Origin of the sequence: Halarchaeum sp. CBA1220 (assembly GCF_003721175.2) — an archaeon.
Lineage (GTDB): Archaea > Halobacteriota > Halobacteria > Halobacteriales > Halobacteriaceae > Halarchaeum > Halarchaeum grantii.
In genome coordinates this window covers 1,461,567-1,479,761 of the sequence record NZ_CP054707.1, presented here as the reverse complement: position 1 = coordinate 1,479,761, position 18,195 = coordinate 1,461,567, and the positions used below count along the sequence as shown (strand labels likewise).

Genomic DNA, 18,195 nt, shown 5'->3' with positions numbered 1-18,195 from the left:
TCTTTAGGCTGGCCTAAAAATATATGTCCGTTTCGGTTCGCGGCGGACGCACCGCCCACTCCCGACGACGGCCGGCAGCTGTCTCGCGAGAGCGACCCGCGCCCGCGAGCGCTACTCGAACATCCGCATGGGCGTGGCCTGACTCGACTCCTCCTCGCTGGCCTGTTGCATGCGCTCGGCGAGCTGCTGTTTCTGCTCGCGGATCTGCTCGGCCTGCTCGACGAGGGTGTCGGTCTCGACGGCGATGTCCGCGATGGGCTCGATGCCCTTGTCGAGGAGCTGCTTCGAGGCGGCGGGGTCGGGGAACTGGGGGTCGGACTCGACGACGAGGCCGACGCCGGTGAGGTCGTTGGCGTCCGCGCGGTTGACGAGCGCGCCGGTGGGGCCGCCGACGACGCCCTGCTCGGGCGGGGTGTCGACGCCGTGCGCCTCGAGGAGGGACGCGCCGTCGCCGGTCGCGACGCCGAACACCTCGGGGACGTGGCCGGGGTCCTCGTTCTGCGTCGGGAAGCCGCTGAGGTAGAGCGGCGTCGCGTTCAGGTCCATCACCCAGTCGGTGACGGAGTCGGCGAACTCGGCGGCGGCGACGCGGTTCACCGGGATGTCCGCCTGAAGGGCGAGCAGGTCGCGCTCCTCGTCCGCGTAGAGGCGGACGGGCGGGCGCGCGGTGTAGTCGTCCTCGTCGTAGATGGCGACCTCCGGGAGGCCGTCGCAGTCGACGTTCGCGACGTACGTCATGTCGAACTCGTCGACGAGGTGGTCGGTCGCGATCTTCCCGACGAGGCCGACGCCGGGCAGTCCCTCCACGAGCACCGGTTCGTCGACGTCGAACTCGGCGCGCTCTCTGACGCGTGCCATACGCGTCGTGTCTCGCGGGCAGTGTATAAACTCGGGGGCGGGGTCGCGCTCGAACGCAACCCACAAGCGGGCCCGCGTCCAGAGAGTAGACGAGAATGGACGCGCTCGAACGCTACGAGCCGATTATCGACGACTACGACGCCTTCCTCGCGGCCTGCGAGCGCCCGCTCCCGTCGGTGGTCCGGGTGAACGGCATCAAGGCCGACCCGGCGCGCGCGGTGGCGGCCCTCGAAGCCGAGGGCGTGGCGGTGACGCGCCGCGAGTGGAACGAGTCGGTCCTCGAAGTGGACACGGACAAACCCGGCAACACGTGGCCGTACTTCCACGGCTGGATTCACGGCCAGGAGGAGGTGTCGGCGGTGCCCGCCGTCGCGCTCGACCCCGACCCGGGCGACGCGGTCTGGGACACGTGCGCGGCCCCCGGGTCGAAGACGACGCAGCTCGCCGACCGCCTCGACGACTCGGGGCTCCTCGTCGCGAACGACGACAACCTGGGGCGGCTCTCCGCGCTCCGCTCGAACGCCGAGCGCCTCGGCGCGACCTGCGTCGCCGTGACGAACGGGGACGCGCGGCGCTTCACCACCGACGGCTTCGGCGTCGACGCCTTCGACGCCGTGCTCGCGGACGTCCCCTGTACGTGCGAGGGGACGGTCCGCAAGAACGCGGACGCGCTCGACGACGTCGGCCGCGAGGCGAGCCTGCACATCGCGAGCCTCCAAGAGGACATCCTGCGCCGCGCCGTCGAGCTGACGCGCGACGGCGGCCACGTCGTCTACTCGACGTGCACGTTCGCGCCCGAGGAGAACGAGGCCGTCGTCGACGCCGTCCTCGCCGACGAACCCGTCGACCTCGTCGAGTTCGACGTCGGCCTTGAGCACTCGCCCGGCCTCACCGAGTTCGAGGGCGAGACGTACGACGAGTCGCTCGCGGACGCGAAGCGCTTCTACCCCCACCAGAACGACACGGGCGGGTTCTTCTGCGCGAAGCTGGAGGTGGCGCGATGAGCGAGAACACGAGCCATCGCTTCGAGCGCCTGCCCGCGAGCGACGCGGAGAAGACGGTCGAGGGCCGTCCCACCCGCGAGGCGGTCCTCGACTACTGGACGGAGCGATTCGGCGTCCCCCCCGAGGTGTTCGAGGACTACGCGTTCTGGGAGAAGGGCGCCGGCAAGATCTGGGTGTCCCCGAGCGCCGTCCCGGACGGCCTCGAAGTCGAGTCGCTCGGCATCACGTTCCTCCGCACGCGCCAGGAGCACTGGAAGCCGACGACGAACGCCGCCCAGCGCTTCGGGCGCCACGCCACCGACTGCGTCGTCGACCTCACGCGCGAGGAGGCCGAACGCTTCGTCGCCGGCGAGGACCAAGAGATAGCGTGGGACGGCGACTGGGGCTACCTCATCGCCGCGCACGAGATGGAGGGAGCGCGCGAACCGCTCGGCGTCGGCCTCTACCTCCACGGCGAGCTCCGCTCGATGATTCCGAAGGGCCGCCAGCGCGACCTCTAGGCCTTCTCGCGGAGGACGCCGCCGCCGAGGCCCTCCCACTCGACGCGATAGCCGAGGCGGGAGAGCACCGCGCTCGTCTCCGTGAGGCCGCGTTTTTCGCAGATCTCCTCGGCCTCGGAGAGCGCCATCCCCGCCGCGACGTCCTCGGCGAGCGCGTCCAGCACGGCGGGGCGGACGAGCGTCCGCCCGACCACCTCGTGCTCGGGGAACTCCCGGTCCTCGACGGCGTCGACGGGGACGCCGTATTCGTCGGCGAGCGCCTCGAGCGAGACGACGTCCGCGTCGGGAACGAGGGCGGCCGGGAGGTCGGCGCTCGCGTCCGCCCGGAGGCCGGCCTCGAACTCCCGGAGGGCGTCCACGACGTCCTTCACGCGCACCGACCCCGTGTAGGGGATGGCGCGGTGGTCGCGCGTCTCGATCTCCTCGCCCACGCCGAGGGATTCGTCGACGGCGACGAGCAACTCGACGTCCGTCGCCTCGAGTTGGGCGAGTTTCTTCTCGACGTACGCGGGCGTCCAGAACCCCATGATCTCGAAGTAGACCCGGAACTCCGCGTAGCGGTAGTCGAAGGCGAAGTCCGGCACCATCAGGTGCTCGCCGGCGTCGAGCAGGTCGGGTTCGCGCACGAGGTCCCAGTCCAACTCGAGGGCCTCGAAGCGCGCCGCGAACTCGCGCTCGACACCGCTGTCGTAGGACACCTCGGTGACGGGGTCGGCGTCCGGGACGGAGAGCGGGTCCGAGTCGTCGAGTACCATCGTGCGCTCGGTCCCCCGGTCGTCGATGGTGGCTTCGAGGCGCCACGTCTCGCGCCCGACGACGGCGCGGAGGACGCGCGCGAAACGCGTGCCGTAGCGCCGTGTGCGCGTGAAGAGCGCGTCCGGGCCCGTGAGGACGACCTCGCGCCCGACGCCGCCCTCGACCTCGTGGACCTCGTAGAGGAGGCCGAGGCGCTTGATCGCGAGGACGAGCGAGCGCGGGTCGTCGGTGCGGACGCGGACCTCCGTCGCATCGAAGAGCGCGGTCTGCGCGAGCGAGAGGTTGTACTGCGCGAGCAGGTCGGCGGGCGTCCAGCGCGGATCGAAGCCCGCGAGCACCTCGCGGGACTCCCGGTCGGCGTGGAGGCTCCGCGCGACGGCGTCGGCCGGCGCGTCGAGGCGCTCGCCCGCCGCCTCGAGCGCGGCGTCGCGTTCGGCCTCGGTGACGACGCCGACGTCCTCGGCCGCGGCGAACGCAACGCGTCGCGCCGTCACCGGGTCGACCGGTGCGCGTACCTCGAAGGTCGCGTCGCGCTCCGCGAGCTTCGCGAGCCCGCGAACGAGCTTGAAGTCGGGCGCGTCGCGCTCGACGGCGGAGAGCGCGTCGTCGAGGGCGCGCCGGTCGTCGCCGACGCGCTCGCGGTAGGTGTCGAGGACCCGGCGTGCGGCCTCGCGGTCGGCGTCCCCGCCCGCGAATCGCGGGCGGTAGCCGCCGCCGGCGCGCGACACGCGGAGCAGGTCCTTCGTGAGCACGAATCCGCGTTGGCGACCGGCGGATAAAAGGGGTGGGGAAGCGCATAGCCACCATGGATCGCCGGACGCTCCTCCGAGGGGCCGGAACGGTCGCGCTCGCCGCGCTCGCGGGCTGTGCGGGGACGGAGAGTGCGGAGTCGTCGCTCCTCGTCGCGAGCGAGGACTTCCACTTTGACGACGACGGCGCGCTCGTCGTCACCGCCGTCGTCTCGAACGTCGGCGACGCCCGCCACGGCGCGACCGTCGTCTTCGCGCCCGAGGTGAACGGCGAGCTCGTCGAGCGCCGCATCGAGGTCGAACTCGGCGCCCACGAGACGCGCGCCGTCGAGACGACGTACGGCGACGTCGACGAGGCGGACGTGAGCAGCCTCGAGCTGTCCGTCTCGCTCGAGGACGTCCGATAGGTCAGCCACACTGCCGCCGGGTCCGTCGCCTACCGTCGCCGGTTCGCGACGCGCTCCTCGGCGGTGTCGGCGCTCACGAGCTCGTAGAGCGTCGCGCGCGAGCCGTCGTCCTTCGGCCGGAGGACGCGCCCGAGGCGCTGGGTGAACTCGCGCTCGCTCCCCGAGCCCGCGAAGACGACGGCGACGTTCGCGTCCGGGACGTCGACGCCCTCGTCGAGGACGTTCGCGGTTACGACGCGCGAGTAGGTGCCCTCGCGGAACTTCCTGAGGATTTCGCGGCGCTCGGCCGCGCCCGTCTCGTGCGTGATCGGCGGGATCAAGAAGCGCTCGGAGAGCCGGTAGACGAGGTCCGTCGAGGCCGTGAAGACGATGACCCTGTCCTCGCGGTGGCGCTCGAGGAGCGACTCGAGCTCGGCGACCTTCGCGTCCGACTCCTGGACGATGGTGCGCGCGCGCTGCTTCGCGAGGAGGGCCTCCCGGGCGCGCGGGTCGTTCCCGGAGCGCTTCACGAGCTCCTGGTAGTCGCTCCCCGAGGTGAACGTGATGTTCGCCTGCCGGAGGTAGTCCGTGAAGGTGCTCTGGGCCTCCTCGTAGCGCTCGCGCTCCGCGTCGGTGAGCGGGACTTCGAGGCGCCGGACGTCGTAGGCGGCGAGGTGCTCGCCCGCGAGGTCGTCGACGTCGAGGCGGTACACCACGTCGCCGACGAGTTCTTCGAGGACTTCGTGTGCGCCGTCCGGGCGCTCGAACGTCGCGGTGAGGCCGAGACGCGCGGGCGCGGCGAGCAGGCGCGCGATGTCGCGGTAGCCCTCGCCGCCGAGGTGGTGGACCTCGTCGAAGACGGCGAGGCCGAAGCGGTCACCGAGTTCGTCCGCGCGCAGGTACGCGGAGTCGTACGTGGCGACGGTGACAGCCCCCACGGACTGCTCGCCGCCGCCGAGTTGGCCGACGTCGCAGTCGAACTCGCGCTCCAACTCCTCGCGCCACTGGTTGAGGAGGTCGATGGTGGGGACGACGACGAGAGCCGTCTCGCCCACGGCCTCGATGGCCTTCAGCGCGAGCACGGTCTTGCCCGCGCCGGTGGGGAGTTCGACGACGCCGCGCTCGTCGTTCTCGCGCCACGCGTCGAGCGCCGCGCGCTGGTACTCCCGGAGGTCGTAGGTGGAGGCGACGTCGAGGCGCTCCCAGCGCGGCACCGAGTCCTCGACGGTGGTGCCGAGCGTCCGCAAGTGCGCGCGCAGCGGGCCGTACCGGTGGCCGGGCACCCGCCCCGAGTCGGTGCGGTCGTCGCGCTCGACGTACGGGAGTCGCCCGTAGACGTCGGCGTCGCCGCCGACACGCACCGTGCCGTCCTCGTAGTCGAGCGTGACCGTCATCGGCGGGGAGTAGCGCGTAGGGCCGTAAATCTCCGTCCCTCTCGCGTGCGTCTCGCGAGCGCGACAGGCGGGCGGTGCGTGCGGCGCGACGGGCGTTCTGAAACGCTTTTACGGCGGAAGGCGCTTCTCACACGCATGACCGAGGACGCCGACGGAGTCGAAGTCGAGATCGAGGACGGGGACGCCGACGCGGCCGAGGGCACCGACGCCGACCCGTCCGAGGGCGAGGGCGCGGCAAGCGGGCCGACGCTCGCGGACCGCGTCGCCGAGTACGACGAGGAGCTCGCCGAGGAGGTCGCGGACGTCGTGGGCGACCGGAACGAGCTCGCGGAGACCGTCGAGGACCTCGAAGCCGAACTCGAGGAAACCGAGGAGCGCCTCCAGCGCGTGCAGGCGGATTTCCAGAACTACAAGAAGCGCGCGAAGCGCAAGCAGGAGGAGACCGAGGAGCGCGCGACCGAGGACCTCGTGACGAGCCTCCTCGACGTTCGGGACAACCTGACGCGCGCTCTCGCCGAGGAGACGGGTGACACGGACTCCCTGCGCGAGGGCGTGGAGATGACGAAGCGCGAGCTCGACCGCGTCTTCGAGGACGAGGGCGTCGCGGAGATCGCGCCCGAGCCCGGCACCGAGACGGACCCGCACCGCCACGAGGTGATGCTCGAAGTGTCGAGCGACGAGCCCGAGGGGACGGTCGCGGAGGTCTATCGGCCCGGCTACGAGATGGCCGGGAAGGTCCTGCGCGCGGCGCAAGTGACCGTGAGCGACGGCTCGGGCGCCGACGGCGGGGAGTAGGCACGAGGGGCGACGGCGCTCGCCTACCGGTTCATCATAAATCCAGCGCTCTACGGTGCGCAACGGGTCTGAAACTCCCGTTTTCGTGCTCGCTGGCCGCCGTGGGAACCGTCCACACTAGCAAGCTTTAAACCGAAACAGCGGTTCATTCTCTCCCAAGATGGCTAGTCAGAAGATTCTCGGTATCGACCTCGGTACCACGAACAGCGCGTTCGCGGTCATGGAGGGTGGCGAGCCCGAGATAATCCCGAACAGCGAGGGCGACCGGACGACGCCCTCGGTGGTCGCGTGGGACGACGGCGAACTCCTCGTCGGCAAGCCCGCGAAGAACCAGGCCGTCCAGAACCCCGAGCACACCGTCCAGTCCATCAAGCGCCACATGGGCGAGGAGGACTACACGGTCGCGCTCGGCGACGACGAGTACACGCCCGAGGAGATCTCGGCGCGCATCCTCCAGAAGATCAAGCGCGACGCCGAGGACTACCTCGGTGACGACGTCGAGAAGGCGGTCATCACCGTCCCCGCGTACTTCAACGACAAGCAGCGCCAGGCGACGAAGAACGCCGGCCAGATCGCGGGCTTCGACGTCGAGCGCATCGTCAACGAGCCCACGGCGGCGTCGATGGCGTACGGCCTCGACGACGAGGGCGAGGGCACCGTCCTCGTCTACGACCTCGGTGGCGGGACGTTCGACGTCTCCGTCCTCGACATCGCCGAGGGCGCCTACGACGTCATCGCGACGAACGGCGACAACGACCTCGGTGGGGACGACTGGGACGAAGCCCTCATCGACCACCTCGCCGACGAGTTCGAGGCCGAGCACGGCATCGACCTCCGCGAGGACCGCCAGGCCCTCCAGCGCCTGAAGGACGCCGCCGAGGAAGCGAAGATCGAACTGAGTAGCCGCAAGGAGACGACCGTCAACCTCCCGTTCATCACGGCGACCGACGACGGCCCCGTCCACCTCGAACAGGACGTGACGCGCGCGACCTTCGAGAAGGTCACGAGCGACCTCATCGAGCGCACCGTCGGCCCGACGGAGCAGGCGCTCGCCGACGCCGGCCTCGACACGGACGACATCGACGACGTCGTTCTGGTGGGTGGGTCGACGCGGATGCCCCAGGTCCAGGAGAAGGTCGAGGAACTCGCCGGGCAGGAGCCCCGCAAGTCCGTCAACCCCGACGAGGCCGTCGCGCTCGGCGCGGCCGTGCAGGGCGGCGTTCTGAGCGGGGACGTCGACGACGTCGTCCTCCTCGACGTCACGCCCCTGAGTCTCGGCATCGAGGTGAAGGGCGGGCTCTTCGAGCGCCTCGTCGAGAAGAACACCACGATTCCGACGGAGGCCTCGAAGGTGTTCACCACCGCCGCCGACAACCAACAGAGCGTGCAGATTCGCGTCTTCCAGGGCGAGCGCGAGATCGCCGAGGAGAACGAACTCCTGGGCGCGTTCCAGCTCACCGGCATCCCGCCCGCGCCCGCCGGCACCCCGCAGATCGAGGTGTCCTTCGACATCGACGCGGACGGCATCGTCAACGTCTCCGCCGAGGACCAGGGCTCGGGGAACGCCGAGGACATCACCATCGAGGGCGGCGCCGGCCTCAGCGACGAGGAGATCGAGCGCATGCAGGAGGAGGCCGAGCAGCACGCCGAGGAGGACGAGGAACGCCGCGAGCGCATCGAGGCGCGCAACGAGGCCGAGACGACGATCCAGCGCGCGGAGACGCTCCTCGAGGAGAACGAGGAGATGGTCGACGACGAGACGCGCGAGACCATCGAGGCGTCCATCGAGGACGTCGAGGCCGTCCTCGAGGACGAGGACGCCGACACCGAGGAGATCGAAGCGGCCACCGAGGCACTCAGCGAGGACCTCCAAGAGGTCGGCAAGCAGGCCTACCAGCAGCAGGCGCAGGCCGGCGCGGGCGGCGCCGGTGCCGGCGCCGGCATGGGCGGCATGGGCGGTATGGGTGACATGGGCGACATGGACCCCGAGGACGTCGACGCCGACGACTTCGTCGACGCCGACTTCGAAGATGTGGATGGGGACGACGAGTCCGACGACGCCGAGGAGAACTGAAGCCAACGCCTAACCGCCTCCGCACATTACCCTTCGCTAACGAACTTCGATGAGTCAGGACTTCTACGACGCGCTCGGGGTCAGTCGTGACGCCGACGAGAGCGAGATCAAGAAGGCGTATCGCGAGCAGGTCAAGCAGTACCACCCGGACGTGAGCGACGAGCCCGACGCCGAGGAGAAGTTCAAACGGATCCAGAAGGCGAAGGAGGTGCTCACGGACGAGGACAAGCGCGAGGCCTACGACCGACTCGGCCACGAGCGCTACACGGAAGCCGAGAAGCACGGAGCCGACCCCGGCGGCGACGGCGGGATGGGCGGCGCCGGCGGCATGGGCGGCCAGGGCAACCCGTTCGGCGGCATGGGCGGCGGCGGTGCCGGCGGGATGAACGACATCTTCGAGCAGTTCTTCGGCGGCGGCGGTCGACAGGACCCGAACCGCCCCCGACAGGGTCAGGACCTCCGCACCCGCCTCAGCATCGACCTCCAGGAGGCCTACGACGGCGCCACGAAGCAGGTGACGGTGCGCCGACCCGAGGCGTGCGGGGAGTGCGGCGGGAGCGGCCACCCCGCCGACGCGGACGTCCGCACCTGCCCCGAGTGCGACGGGCAGGGTCAGACGACGCGTGTCCAGCAGACGCCCTTGGGTCGCGTCCAGCAGCGCCAGGAGTGTCGGCGTTGTGGCGGCGAGGGCGAGATATACAGCGAGAACTGCGGCGAGTGCAGCGGTCAGGGCACCGTCCGCCGGGAGGCGACGCTCACCGTCGAGGTGCCCGCCGGCATCGCGGACGGCCAGACGCTCCGCATGGAGCGCGAGGGCGCGCCCGGCGAGAACGGCGGGCCGAAGGGCGACCTCCTGATCGAGGTCTCGGTCGCCGACCACCCGGAGTTCGAGCGCGACGGCGACGACCTCGAGCACCGCCACGCAATCTCCTTCCCGCAGGCCGTCTTCGGCGCGAGCGTGGAGGTGCCGACGCTCGACGGCGCCGTCGAGCTCGACGTCCCGCAGGGGACGCAGAGCGGCGAGCGCTTCCGCCTGCGCGGGAAGGGCATGCCGCGACTGCGCGGGCGCGGGCAGGGCGACCTCTACGTCACCGTGCAGGTGGTGACGCCCGACTCCCTGAACGAGGAGCAGCGCGAGGCCCTGGAGCAGTTCGCGGAAGCCGGCGGCGAGGAGGTCGACGTCGAGCAGGGCTTCTTCGAGAAGATCAAGAGCTCGCTGTGAGTCGAACCCGGTCCCTTTAATCGGGTCCGTGCCGCCCCTTCGCGTATGAGCGACTTCTCCCGACGCGTGGAGGCCATCGACATCAGCGGCATCCGGAAGGTGTTCGAGGCGGCGGACGAGGACGCGATCAACCTCGGCCTCGGCCAACCCGACTTCCCGACGCCCGAGCACGCCCGACGGGGCGCCATCGACGCCATCGAGGCGGGGAAGGCTGACGGCTACACGTCCAACAAGGGCACGCGGAGCCTTCGCGAGGCGGTCGCCGCGAAGCACGCGCGCGACAACGGCCTCGACATCGATCCGGAAGATATTATCGCCACCTCCGGCGGGAGCGAGGCGCTCCACCTCGCCATCGAGGCGCACGTCGACGCGGGCGAGGAAGTGCTCTTCCCCGACCCGGGCTTCGTCTCCTACGACGCGCTGACGAAGCTCGCGGACGGCGAACCGGTGGGGCTGCCGCTGCGCGACGACCTGACGCTCGACCCGGCGACGGTCGAAGAGCACATCACGGAGGATACGGCGGCGTTCGTCGTGAACTCGCCGGCGAACCCGACGGGCGCGGTGGCTTCGCCCGAGGACATGCGCGAGTTCGCGCGCATCGCCGCCGAGTACGACGTGCTCTGCATCAGCGACGAAGTCTACGAGCACATCGTCTTCGAGGGCGAGCACCGCTCCCCGCTGGAGTTCGACGACGCGGGGAACGTCGTCGTCGTGAACGCCTGCTCGAAGACGTACTCGATGACCGGGTGGCGTCTCGGCTGGGTGACGGGCGCGAGCGAGCGCGTCGAGCGGATGCTCCGCGTCCACCAGTACGCACAGGCGTGTGCTTCCGCGCCCGCGCAGTACGCCGCCGAAGCCGCGCTCACCGGCCCGCAGGACCCCGTCGAGGAGATGGTGGCGGCGTTCGAGGAGCGCCGCGACGTCCTCCTCGACGGCCTCGAGGACATGGGGCTGGACGTGCCGACGCCGAGGGGCGCGTTCTACGCGATGCCGCAGGTCCCCGACGGCTGGGTCGAGGAAGTGCTCGAGCGCGGCGTCGTCGTCGTCCCCGGTGACGCGTTCGGCGAGCGCGGCGCGGGCTCCGCGCGCATCTCCTACGCGACGAGCATGGAGAACATCGAGGCGGCGCTCGACGCGATGCGCGACGCGACGGCCGCGACGCGCTAGTCGCGGCGTCGCCCGAGGGCGGGCGGCTCACTGACCGGAGTACTTTAACCGGCGACGCGCGAACTCCCTAGATATGACTGAGGGGAGACGCGTCGTCGAGAAGGCGTACGCGTACGTGACCCGGTCCGATGGCGCGGAGCTGCTGGTCTTCGAGCCGCCGGACGGCGAGGGGCCGCAGGTGCCGAAGGGCGGCATCGAGGCTGGCGAGGACCCCGCCGACGCCGTCGTGCGCGAACTGCGCGAGGAGACGGGGCTCGCCGACGCCCAGCTCCTCGACGCCGTCGCGACCGACGAGTGGCGACACCCCTCGAAGCCGAAGACGTATCGCCGCCACTTCTTCCACGTCGCCGTCACGGACGCCCCCGACGAGTGGACGCACGAGGTGACGGGCGGCGGCGAGGACGACGGCCTGCGCTACGCCTGCCACTGGACGCGCATCGAGGAGGCCGCGGACGCGCTCGTCCGCGAGCAGGGCGCCCACCTCGACGACCTCGCCGACGCGGCCCACGAGGCTCAGAACGCCGGTAAGACGTCCTCCTCGTAGAAGTCGAAGAAGGCCGCCTGATTCGGCCCGACGTTGTGGACGTAGACGTGGTCGTAGCCCGCGTCCACGAACTCCTCGAGGGCGTCGATGTGCGCCGCCGGGTCGGGGTCGGTGAGCGTGTGCCCGTCCCGGATGTCCGCGCGCGTCACGTCCTCGCAGGCGTGCTCGAAGTGCGCGGGCGTCGGCAGCTCCGAGCTCACCCCACCGGGGAGGTCGCCCGTCGGCCACCACTCGTAGGCGGTCTCGACGGCTTCCTCCTCCGTCTCCGCGTAGCAGACGGCGAGCTGCCCGTACGTCGGGCCGTCGCCGCCGGCGTCGCGATAGGTCTCGACGACGCGCTCCTGCGGGCCGACGCAGACGAGGCCGTCGCCGATCTCGGCGGCCTTTTTCGCGGTTCGGTCGCCGTACGCGGAGACGTATATGGGCGGGTCCTCGGCCGGGAGGGTGAACAGCTGGGCGTTCTCCACCGTGAAGTGCTCGCCGTCGTGGCTCACCATCTCCCCGCTCCAGAGCTTCCGTATGACTGCGACGGCCTCCTCGAGCATCGCGAGGCGCTCGTGGTGGGGCGGCCAGCGCTCGCCGGTGACGTGCTCGTTCAGGCGCTCGCCGGTGCCGACGCCGAAGAAGAACCGGCCGTCGAACATCGACGCCGTCGTCGCCGTCGCCTGCGCGAGGGTTACCGGATGCTGGCGGTTGATGGGCGCCGTGACGCCCGTCCCAACCTCGAGGCCGTCGGTGGTCTCGGAGATGGCGCCGAGGCTGCTCCAGACGTACGGCGCCTCGCCCTGCTGGCGGATCCACGGGTGGTAGTGGTCCGAGATCGGTGCGAAGTCGAACCCCCGCCGCTCGGCCTCGGCGGCGAGCGCCGCGAGGTCGCTCCCGCTGTGCTCCTCGCTCGACAGCGCGTAGCCGAACTCCGTCATGCCTCGGGGGACGCGCGCCGGAGTGTCGTGTTTTGGGGCCGTCACGTGCCGACGCCGCACCGCTTAATCGTCGCGCCCGCCTCCACTCCCGTATGGACGTCACACTCCTCACCGTCGGCGACGAGCTGCTCGCCGGCGACACCGAGAACACGAACGCGACGTGGCTCGCCCGCCAGCTCTCCGCGCGCGGCGCGTCCGTCCGCCGCGTGCTCGTCGTGCCGGACGAGCGCGAGACCATCGCCGACTACGTCCGGAAGTGGCGCGACGCCTACGACGCCGTCCTCGTCACCGGCGGCCTCGGCGGAACGCACGACGACGTGACGATGGACGCCGTCGCGGACGCCACCGGCCGCGACCTCCACGTCCCCGAGGCGTCCCGCGAGGCCGTCGAGCGCGCCGCCGCGGCCTACCGGGACGCGAACCCCGAGGAAGCCGAGCGCTTCGACCTCGACCTGGACGTGGAGGCGTGGGCGGCCGTCCCCGAGGACGCCCGCGTCCTCCCGAACGACCCCGGGCTCTCGCCCGGCACGAAGGTCCCCGCAGAGGGCGACGCGGGCGCCGTCTACGTCTTCCCGGGCGTTCCCGAGGAGGTGCACGCGATGTTCGACCGCGTCGCCGAGGACTTCGGCGGGAGCGTCGTCTCCGAGACGATATACACGGGCGCGCCCGAGGGCGCGCTCGGACCGGCGCTCGACGCCGTTCGGGGCGCGTTCGACGTCGCCGTCGGGAGCTACCCCTCCGGCGAGGGACCGAACCGCCTGAAGGTCACGGGGGAGGACAAGGCCGAGGTCGCGGCGGCGCTCGCCGACCTCGAAGACCGCGTCGCCGACCTGACGGACTGACGCCGGCGCGGACACACCGCGTCTCCGGCGCGTTCGCCGGGGATAGCTTTACGTTCCTCTACCAGAAAGTATATCACGGGGGATTCACCATGCCAGTACCCACGTACCCGAGCGACGAACCGGACCGTCGCGGTGGTGCCCCCGACATCGACGACCTCATTGGGCGCATCATCCGCGGAAACGACGACCGGGACAGCGCACCGACGCCGACGTGCGGGGCCTGAGGCGTGCGGGTCGAGGCGCCTCGCTCGCCGACTATTTCGCCGTGCTCACGATTTTGATGACGTCGCCCTCCTCGAGTTCGTACTCCTCGCCGACCTCCCGCGAAGTGCGGGCGTTCACCGCGTGGAGGTAGCCGTCGCCGATGTCCGAGTGGACGGCGTACGCGAGGTCGGGCGGCGTCGAGCCACGGGGGAGGAGGAAGGCGTCCGGGAGGACGGTCCCCGTCCCGTCCGTCCACTTCGAGGCGTCCTGCACCGGATAGGCGGTGATGTGGTCGAGCAGGTCGTAGACCGCGTGGTCGAGCGCGCGCTGGACGCCCGTCCCGCCGTGCTCGGCCATCGTCTCGCGGAGCGCCGAGAGCAACTCCGCCTGCTCGGCAGGGAGGTCACCGACGTCCTCGAAGGACTCGTCGCCCGGGTCGTAGTCGATGGCGCCCGCCTCCGCGCCTCGTCGTAGCGCGAGTTCGCCCTGTGCGGTCGCCGGGATCACGGGCTTGTCGAGGGCCATGAGGCGCTCTACGTTCTCCGCCGGCGCGACGTCGATCTTGTTCGCGACGACGACGATGGGTTTCGTCCGCGCGCGGAGGTCGCGCGCGAGCGCCTCGCGGTCGGCGTCCGTCCACTGGATGGGGTCGTCGGGGTAGTCGATCTCCCGCAGGGTCGCCATCACCTCGTACTCGCTCGCGCCGAACCCCGTCAGGAGGTCGGTGAGCGCCTCCTCCATGTCGAAGCCGGGGCTTCGAGACTTGCGCTCGACGGACTCCCAGTTCCGGTTCACGATTCCCGCGAGCCAGAGGTCCATCTCCTCCTCCACGAAGTCGATGTCCGCCATCGGGTCGTGCGACCCCACCTCGACGGGTTCGCCCTCCGGGCCCGTCCCCCCGGAGGCGTCCACGACGTTCAGGATGGCGTCCGCGTTCGTCAGCTCGTCGAGGAACTGGTTGCCGAGGCCGCGCCCCTCGTGGGCGCCCGGGACGAGGCCCGCGACGTCGAGCAACTCGACCGGGACGTAGCGCTTCCCGTCGTGGCAGTTCTCGTTCCCACAGCGCTCCTCGCGACTCGTACACGGACACGTCGTGCGGACGTGCGTGACGCCCCGGTTCGCGTCGATGGTCGTGAACGGGTAGTTCGCCATCTGGACCTCCGCCATCGTCGCCGCCGTGTAGAAGGTGGACTTGCCGGCGTTCGGCTTCCCCGCGAGCGCCAGAGAGAGCATGCGCCCGAGTAGCAGACAGGGCGAGAAGGCCGTTTCGCTTCAGGCCTCCACGATCTCCACGAGGTTGTCGTCGGGGTCGCGCACGAAGAGGATGGTCGTCCCGCTCTCGGTCGTGCGCGGGCCGTCCGCGAGCGTCTCCACGTCCTCGGGGAGCGCGTCGTGGAACGCCTCTAAATCCGGCACGGAGAGGCCGAGGTGCTTCGCGCCCGCGTCGTTCACCATCCCGCCCCGCACGTCCGCGCCCTCGGGCGCGTAGGAGACGAGTTCGACGCGCGCGCCGCCGGCGTCGAGGTGCGCGAACTCGGCGCTGGCGTTCTCGACGCCGACGCCCTCGGCGAACGCCTCGCCCGAGACTTCGAACTCGCTCAGGACGTCGAGGCCCAGCGTGTCGCGGTAGAACGCGAGCGAGTCCTCGAGGTCTGCGACCGTGATTCCGTAGTGGTGCGCGCTCGGTGTCGCGTCGCCGTCGCTCATAGTCGCGTGTTCGTCGCGGCGCGCAAATAGCTGACTCACTCGCGTCGCCCGCGCTCGTGCCCCTCACTCACGACTCGCTTCGCTCGCCGTTCGTGTGTCCGTCCGACTCCGTTGGAGCGGCCTACTCGGGGTCCCGCGTCGGGTCCCGGTCGAGCGTCATCTCGCCGCGCGCCCGGATGCTGCCGTCCACGTCCGCGTCCGGGTGGATGACGACGTTCTGGCCGGAGACGTCGCCGAGGACGAGCGCGCCCTCGCGGATGTAGACGTCGCCGCCGCGCGTCGTCACGTCCCCGTGGACCTTCGTCTCCTCGCCGACGACGACGTCCCCCTGCGCGCGCAGGCTCCCGAAGAGGTTCGACTCGCGGCCCACCTTGATGTCCGTCGCGCGGACGTTGCCGTGGAGGCGACACTCCGCGCCGACCTCCGCCGGCGTCGACACCCGCCACGCGTCGTCGCTGACGCGCGCCCCGCGCGGAATCGTTATCGGGTCGGCCTCCGTCTCCGCCGTCAGGTCGTCGATGAGCTCCTGGGCCTCGGCCTCCTCGCCGAGTCGGAGGAGCTGGGCGAGGTACGCCATGAAGAAGACCACCGTCGGCATCGGATTCCGGATGACGATCCAGCCGTTCGCCTCGAAGCCCTCCTCGATGTCGACGTCGTCGCCGATGTCGAGGTCGCCCCCGACGACGAGGCGGCCCCCGACGTGCACGCGCTCGCCGAGGTAGGCGTCGCCGCCCGCGAGCACGTTCCCCTCGACGTCGCACCACATGTCGAGGCGACAGTCGCCCTCCGCCTCGATGTCGCCGCCGAAGCGCGCGCGCTCGCCCGCCACGACGTTCTGCGCGCGGACCCCGAGTTCGACCGCGCTCTGCCCGCCGACGAGGACGTCGCCGTCGTTCACGACGTCGTGTTCTTCGACGGTCGTTCCGTCGGGGATCCGCAACCGGTCGAGGGGGTCCGAACCGAGCACGGCCGTACGGAACCGCCCCATCGGCATAAAGGACTCGTCGGTCGCTCGTCCGACGCGCCCCTTTTACGCGGCGACGACATAGCTCGGCGTATGACCACGCTCTCCTTCAGCGAGGACGGCGTCGACGTCGTCTACGAGGGCACGGAGTTCCGCCTCGAACGCGACCTCGTCGAGGACGCCACGCAGAAGAACTACTTCGACGTCACCGACCACGAAGTCCTCAGGATGGTCGAGGACGACCCCCAGCTCAGCGGCGAAGCCCGCCAGATCAGCGACATCGTCGAGCGCTGAGCGCCGGCGCGACCGACTCTTCTCGCGAACCGCTTTCGCACACCGTCGCGACGCTCGCGACGGCCACGAGGCCGTGACACGCTACCAGTAATTGTCTCCCGTCCCGGTCGGCGGACTCGCGGGCGCGGAGAGAGGAGAGAAACGGAGATGCGGGCCGTCGAGTCCCGCTTACGCGAACGTCTGCGAGATGTCGGGTTCGTCGTCGTGGTCGAGCTTCTCCATCGCGCTCCGGAAGTCCGACATCCGGACTTCGGTGCGGTCGTCGCGGATGGCGTACATGCCGGCCTCCGTAGTGACGGCCTTCACGTCCGCGCCGGAGAGCTCCTCGCTCTCGCGGGCGAGGACGTCGAAGTCCACGTCGTCCGCGACGTTCATGTCGCGCGCGTGGATGGCGAAGATCTTCGCGCGACCGACCTCGTCGGGCTTGGGGACCTCGATGAGGCGGTCGAAGCGGCCCGGGCGCAGGATGGCCCGATCGAGCATGTCGAAGCGGTTGGTGGCGGCGATGATGCGGATGTCCCCGCGCTCGTCGAAGCCGTCCATCTCTGAGAGGAGCTGCATCATCGTGCGCTGGACCTCCGCGTCGCCCGACGTCTTCGAGTCCGTGCGCTTGGAGGCGATGGCGTCGATCTCGTCGATGAAGACGACGGCGGGCTCGTGGTCGCGCGCGACCTGGAAGAGGTCACGGACGAGCTTCGCGCCCTCGCCGATGAACTTGTGGACGAGCTCGCTGCCGGCCATCTTGATGAACGTCGCGTCGGTCTGTGCGGCGACGGCCTTCGCCATCATCGTCTTCCCCGTCCCCGGCGGCCCGTGCAGGAGCACGCCGCTCGGCGGGTTGATGCCGACCGTGTCGAAGAGCTCGGGGTCCTCCATCGGGAGCTCGACGGTCTCCCGGACTTCCCGAAGCTGCTCCTCGAGGCCGCCGATGTCCTCGTAGCCGACGTCGGGGGACTCCTCGACCTGCATGACCTGCGCGCGGACGTCCGCCTCGTCGGAGAGGCGCTTGACGATGGAGAGCGAGTTGTTGACGGCGACGCGCGCGCCGGGCTCGAGGTCCTCGCGGAGCTCCTCGGTGACCTCGGTGAGCGCCTCCTGGTTGTTCCCGTGCTGTTTGATGATGGCGCCCCGGTCGTTGAGCTCCTGGACCGTGGCGACGAACAGCGGGGACTGCTTGAGCTTCTTGTTCTCGTGGGTGAGTCGCTCGAGCTTCTGCTGGTACTTGTTGTTCTCGGCGTTCGCGTCGAGGAGCTTGTCCCGCATCTCCTCGTTCTGCTCCTCGAGGACGTCGAGGCGCTCCCGGAGTGCCTCGATCTTCTCCTGCTGAGGCGCCCCCTCCTCGTACGGGAGCTCGACGTCGTCGACGGTGTCAGTCATCGCTACTCGCTAGGGCGCAGATTCTTAAGAGGCTTCGGGTGGTCCACGTTCTTCATGACGACCCGACGGGTGAATGCCTCACAGTAATACGGAAGAAGCACAAATATTATCTTAGAGTATCGCATCGTCTCCAGTAATGAGCGCGATACAGGCCGCGGACGAGGAGACGCTCGAGCGGGTTCGGGACCTCCCGCCGAGCGCGAAGCTGGTGGCGAAGGTGCTGGAGTACAACGACACGCTCACGCAGAGCGAGCTCGCCGAGGAGACGCTGCTGCCGCCGCGCACCGTCCGCTACGCGCTGAACCGCCTCGAAGAGGAGGACGTCGTCGAGTCCCGGTTCTCCTTCACCGACGCCCGCAAGCGCCTCTACACGCTCTCCCTCGACGCCTGACGCGCGCCGCGAGACGGCCGCCGGTCGGCGCTGCATACTTATGA

20 protein-coding genes are annotated in these 18,195 nt (G+C 70.3%); 12 read left to right on the top strand and 8 right to left on the bottom strand.

The window, feature by feature from the left end; genetic code table 11:
- Positions 1 to 111: 111 nt before the first annotated feature.
- Entirely contained in the window at positions 112 to 858 is a 747-nt protein-coding gene (locus EFA46_RS07995) for a proteasome assembly chaperone family protein (protein ID WP_123076894.1), read from the bottom strand.
- Positions 859 to 953: 95 nt separating this feature from the next.
- Here EFA46_RS07995 and EFA46_RS07990 point away from each other — a divergent pair, with 95 nt between their 5' ends.
- Both EFA46_RS07990 and EFA46_RS07985 read left to right on the top strand, forming a co-directional pair.
- Positions 954 to 1,862, top strand: a complete 909-nt coding sequence (locus EFA46_RS07990) for an RsmB/NOP family class I SAM-dependent RNA methyltransferase (RefSeq protein ID WP_123076896.1) — start codon at positions 954 to 956, stop codon at positions 1,860 to 1,862.
- Positions 1,859 to 2,362 (top strand): hypothetical protein, encoded by a 504-nt coding sequence (locus EFA46_RS07985; protein WP_176969849.1) that lies wholly within the window; start codon positions 1,859 to 1,861, stop codon positions 2,360 to 2,362. Before EFA46_RS07990 ends, EFA46_RS07985 begins: the two co-directional genes overlap by 4 nt.
- On the opposite strand, the gene EFA46_RS07980 is transcribed toward EFA46_RS07985, so the two are convergent.
- Entirely contained in the window at positions 2,359 to 3,870 is a 1,512-nt protein-coding gene (locus EFA46_RS07980) for a DUF790 family protein (RefSeq protein WP_123076898.1), read from the bottom strand. The two genes, EFA46_RS07985 and EFA46_RS07980, sit on opposite strands and share 4 nt — an antisense overlap.
- Before the next feature lie 53 nt (positions 3,871 to 3,923).
- On the opposite strand from EFA46_RS07980, the gene EFA46_RS07975 reads away from it, so the two are divergent.
- Positions 3,924 to 4,274 carry a hypothetical protein gene (locus EFA46_RS07975; RefSeq protein ID WP_123076900.1) on the top strand — a complete coding sequence of 117 codons (351 nt, stop codon included), beginning with the start codon at positions 3,924 to 3,926 and terminating at the stop codon, positions 4,272 to 4,274.
- 29 nt (positions 4,275 to 4,303) lie between these two features.
- Here EFA46_RS07975 and EFA46_RS07970 read toward each other — a convergent pair whose 3' ends face one another.
- On the bottom strand, positions 4,304 to 5,647 hold the full coding sequence (locus EFA46_RS07970; RefSeq protein WP_123076902.1) for a DEAD/DEAH box helicase family protein: 1,344 nt from the start codon (positions 5,645 to 5,647) through the stop codon (positions 4,304 to 4,306).
- A 135-nt stretch (positions 5,648 to 5,782) separates the two neighbouring features.
- Between EFA46_RS07970 and EFA46_RS07965 the strand changes: the two genes are divergently transcribed.
- From EFA46_RS07965 to EFA46_RS07945, 5 genes are all read left to right on the top strand, one after another.
- Positions 5,783 to 6,442 carry a nucleotide exchange factor GrpE gene (locus tag EFA46_RS07965; protein WP_123076904.1) on the top strand — a complete coding sequence of 220 codons (660 nt, stop codon included), beginning with the start codon at positions 5,783 to 5,785 and terminating at the stop codon, positions 6,440 to 6,442.
- 160 nt (positions 6,443 to 6,602) lie between these two features.
- Positions 6,603 to 8,516 (top strand): molecular chaperone DnaK, encoded by a 1,914-nt coding sequence (gene dnaK / locus EFA46_RS07960; protein WP_123076906.1) that lies wholly within the window; start codon positions 6,603 to 6,605, stop codon positions 8,514 to 8,516.
- A gap of 49 nt (positions 8,517 to 8,565) precedes the next feature.
- The gene (gene dnaJ, locus EFA46_RS07955) at positions 8,566 to 9,738 is read left to right on the top strand and encodes a molecular chaperone DnaJ (protein WP_123076908.1); all 1,173 of its coding nucleotides are present in this window, start codon (positions 8,566 to 8,568) and stop codon (positions 9,736 to 9,738) included.
- 45 nt (positions 9,739 to 9,783) lie between these two features.
- Positions 9,784 to 10,905, top strand: coding sequence for a pyridoxal phosphate-dependent aminotransferase (locus tag EFA46_RS07950; protein WP_123076910.1), 1,122 nt, complete (start codon positions 9,784 to 9,786; stop codon positions 10,903 to 10,905).
- A gap of 73 nt (positions 10,906 to 10,978) precedes the next feature.
- Positions 10,979 to 11,449, top strand: coding sequence for an NUDIX domain-containing protein (locus EFA46_RS07945; protein ID WP_123076912.1), 471 nt, complete (start codon positions 10,979 to 10,981; stop codon positions 11,447 to 11,449).
- Here EFA46_RS07945 and EFA46_RS07940 read toward each other — a convergent pair.
- Positions 11,419 to 12,372, bottom strand: a complete 954-nt coding sequence (locus EFA46_RS07940; protein ID WP_123076914.1) for a TIGR03557 family F420-dependent LLM class oxidoreductase — start codon at positions 12,370 to 12,372, stop codon at positions 11,419 to 11,421. The two genes, EFA46_RS07945 and EFA46_RS07940, sit on opposite strands and share 31 nt — an antisense overlap.
- 92 nt (positions 12,373 to 12,464) lie before the next feature.
- On the opposite strand from EFA46_RS07940, the gene EFA46_RS07935 reads away from it, so the two are divergent.
- Together EFA46_RS07935 and EFA46_RS16215 are read left to right on the top strand one after the other, a co-directional pair.
- Positions 12,465 to 13,214, top strand: a complete 750-nt coding sequence (locus EFA46_RS07935; protein ID WP_123076916.1) for a molybdopterin-binding protein — start codon at positions 12,465 to 12,467, stop codon at positions 13,212 to 13,214.
- Between the two features lie 89 nt (positions 13,215 to 13,303).
- Positions 13,304 to 13,438: a hypothetical protein gene (locus EFA46_RS16215; protein ID WP_255494050.1), complete on the top strand. Its 135-nt coding sequence runs from the start codon at positions 13,304 to 13,306 to the stop codon at positions 13,436 to 13,438.
- 31 nt (positions 13,439 to 13,469) lie between these two features.
- Here the strand turns inward: EFA46_RS16215 and EFA46_RS07930 are convergent, their stop codons facing one another.
- From EFA46_RS07930 to EFA46_RS07920, 3 genes are all read right to left on the bottom strand, one after another.
- Complete coding sequence (locus EFA46_RS07930) at positions 13,470 to 14,651, bottom strand: redox-regulated ATPase YchF (protein WP_123076918.1); 1,182 nt, start codon at positions 14,649 to 14,651, stop codon at positions 13,470 to 13,472.
- 39 nt (positions 14,652 to 14,690) lie between these two features.
- Positions 14,691 to 15,125, bottom strand: coding sequence for a VOC family protein (locus tag EFA46_RS07925; protein WP_123076920.1), 435 nt, complete (start codon positions 15,123 to 15,125; stop codon positions 14,691 to 14,693).
- 121 nt (positions 15,126 to 15,246) lie between these two features.
- Positions 15,247 to 16,119 carry a polymer-forming cytoskeletal protein gene (locus tag EFA46_RS07920; protein ID WP_176969848.1) on the bottom strand — a complete coding sequence of 291 codons (873 nt, stop codon included), beginning with the start codon at positions 16,117 to 16,119 and terminating at the stop codon, positions 15,247 to 15,249.
- Between the two features lie 63 nt (positions 16,120 to 16,182).
- Here EFA46_RS07920 and EFA46_RS07915 point away from each other — a divergent pair, with 63 nt between their 5' ends.
- On the top strand, positions 16,183 to 16,383 hold the full coding sequence (locus EFA46_RS07915; protein ID WP_123076924.1) for a DUF5800 family protein: 201 nt from the start codon (positions 16,183 to 16,185) through the stop codon (positions 16,381 to 16,383).
- A 168-nt stretch (positions 16,384 to 16,551) separates the two neighbouring features.
- Here EFA46_RS07915 and EFA46_RS07910 read toward each other — a convergent pair whose 3' ends face one another.
- Entirely contained in the window at positions 16,552 to 17,760 is a 1,209-nt protein-coding gene (locus EFA46_RS07910; RefSeq protein ID WP_123076926.1) for a proteasome-activating nucleotidase, read from the bottom strand.
- Positions 17,761 to 17,896: 136 nt separating this feature from the next.
- Between EFA46_RS07910 and EFA46_RS07905 the strand changes: the two genes are divergently transcribed.
- Positions 17,897 to 18,151 carry a helix-turn-helix domain-containing protein gene (locus EFA46_RS07905; protein ID WP_123076928.1) on the top strand — a complete coding sequence of 85 codons (255 nt, stop codon included), beginning with the start codon at positions 17,897 to 17,899 and terminating at the stop codon, positions 18,149 to 18,151.
- Positions 18,152 to 18,195: the final 44 nt, after the last annotated feature.

Excerpts from the sequence above, each read along its gene's own strand:
- EFA46_RS07930 (WP_123076918.1), bottom strand. The coding sequence starts at position 14,651 with ATGCTCTCTCTGGCGCTCGCGGGGAAGCCGAACGCCGGCAAGTCCACC.
- EFA46_RS07905 (WP_123076928.1), top strand. The coding sequence starts at position 17,897 with ATGAGCGCGATACAGGCCGCGGACGAGGAGACGCTCGAGCGGGTTCGG.
- EFA46_RS07995 (WP_123076894.1), bottom strand. The coding sequence starts at position 858 with ATGGCACGCGTCAGAGAGCGCGCCGAGTTCGACGTCGACGAACCGGTG.
- dnaJ (WP_123076908.1), top strand. The coding sequence starts at position 8,566 with ATGAGTCAGGACTTCTACGACGCGCTCGGGGTCAGTCGTGACGCCGAC.
- EFA46_RS07915 (WP_123076924.1), top strand. The coding sequence starts at position 16,183 with ATGACCACGCTCTCCTTCAGCGAGGACGGCGTCGACGTCGTCTACGAG.
- EFA46_RS07950 (WP_123076910.1), top strand. The coding sequence starts at position 9,784 with ATGAGCGACTTCTCCCGACGCGTGGAGGCCATCGACATCAGCGGCATC.
- EFA46_RS07985 (WP_176969849.1), top strand. The coding sequence starts at position 1,859 with ATGAGCGAGAACACGAGCCATCGCTTCGAGCGCCTGCCCGCGAGCGAC.
- EFA46_RS07910 (WP_123076926.1), bottom strand. The coding sequence starts at position 17,760 with ATGACTGACACCGTCGACGACGTCGAGCTCCCGTACGAGGAGGGGGCG.
- EFA46_RS07965 (WP_123076904.1), top strand. The coding sequence starts at position 5,783 with ATGACCGAGGACGCCGACGGAGTCGAAGTCGAGATCGAGGACGGGGAC.
- EFA46_RS07920 (WP_176969848.1), bottom strand. The coding sequence starts at position 16,119 with ATGCCGATGGGGCGGTTCCGTACGGCCGTGCTCGGTTCGGACCCCCTC.
- EFA46_RS07940 (WP_123076914.1), bottom strand. The coding sequence starts at position 12,372 with ATGACGGAGTTCGGCTACGCGCTGTCGAGCGAGGAGCACAGCGGGAGC.
- EFA46_RS07975 (WP_123076900.1), top strand. The coding sequence starts at position 3,924 with ATGGATCGCCGGACGCTCCTCCGAGGGGCCGGAACGGTCGCGCTCGCC.
- EFA46_RS07945 (WP_123076912.1), top strand. The coding sequence starts at position 10,979 with ATGACTGAGGGGAGACGCGTCGTCGAGAAGGCGTACGCGTACGTGACC.
- EFA46_RS07935 (WP_123076916.1), top strand. The coding sequence starts at position 12,465 with ATGGACGTCACACTCCTCACCGTCGGCGACGAGCTGCTCGCCGGCGAC.
- EFA46_RS07990 (WP_123076896.1), top strand. The coding sequence starts at position 954 with ATGGACGCGCTCGAACGCTACGAGCCGATTATCGACGACTACGACGCC.
- EFA46_RS07925 (WP_123076920.1), bottom strand. The coding sequence starts at position 15,125 with ATGAGCGACGGCGACGCGACACCGAGCGCGCACCACTACGGAATCACG.
- EFA46_RS07970 (WP_123076902.1), bottom strand. The coding sequence starts at position 5,647 with ATGACGGTCACGCTCGACTACGAGGACGGCACGGTGCGTGTCGGCGGC.
- dnaK (WP_123076906.1), top strand. The coding sequence starts at position 6,603 with ATGGCTAGTCAGAAGATTCTCGGTATCGACCTCGGTACCACGAACAGC.
- EFA46_RS16215 (WP_255494050.1), top strand. The coding sequence starts at position 13,304 with ATGCCAGTACCCACGTACCCGAGCGACGAACCGGACCGTCGCGGTGGT.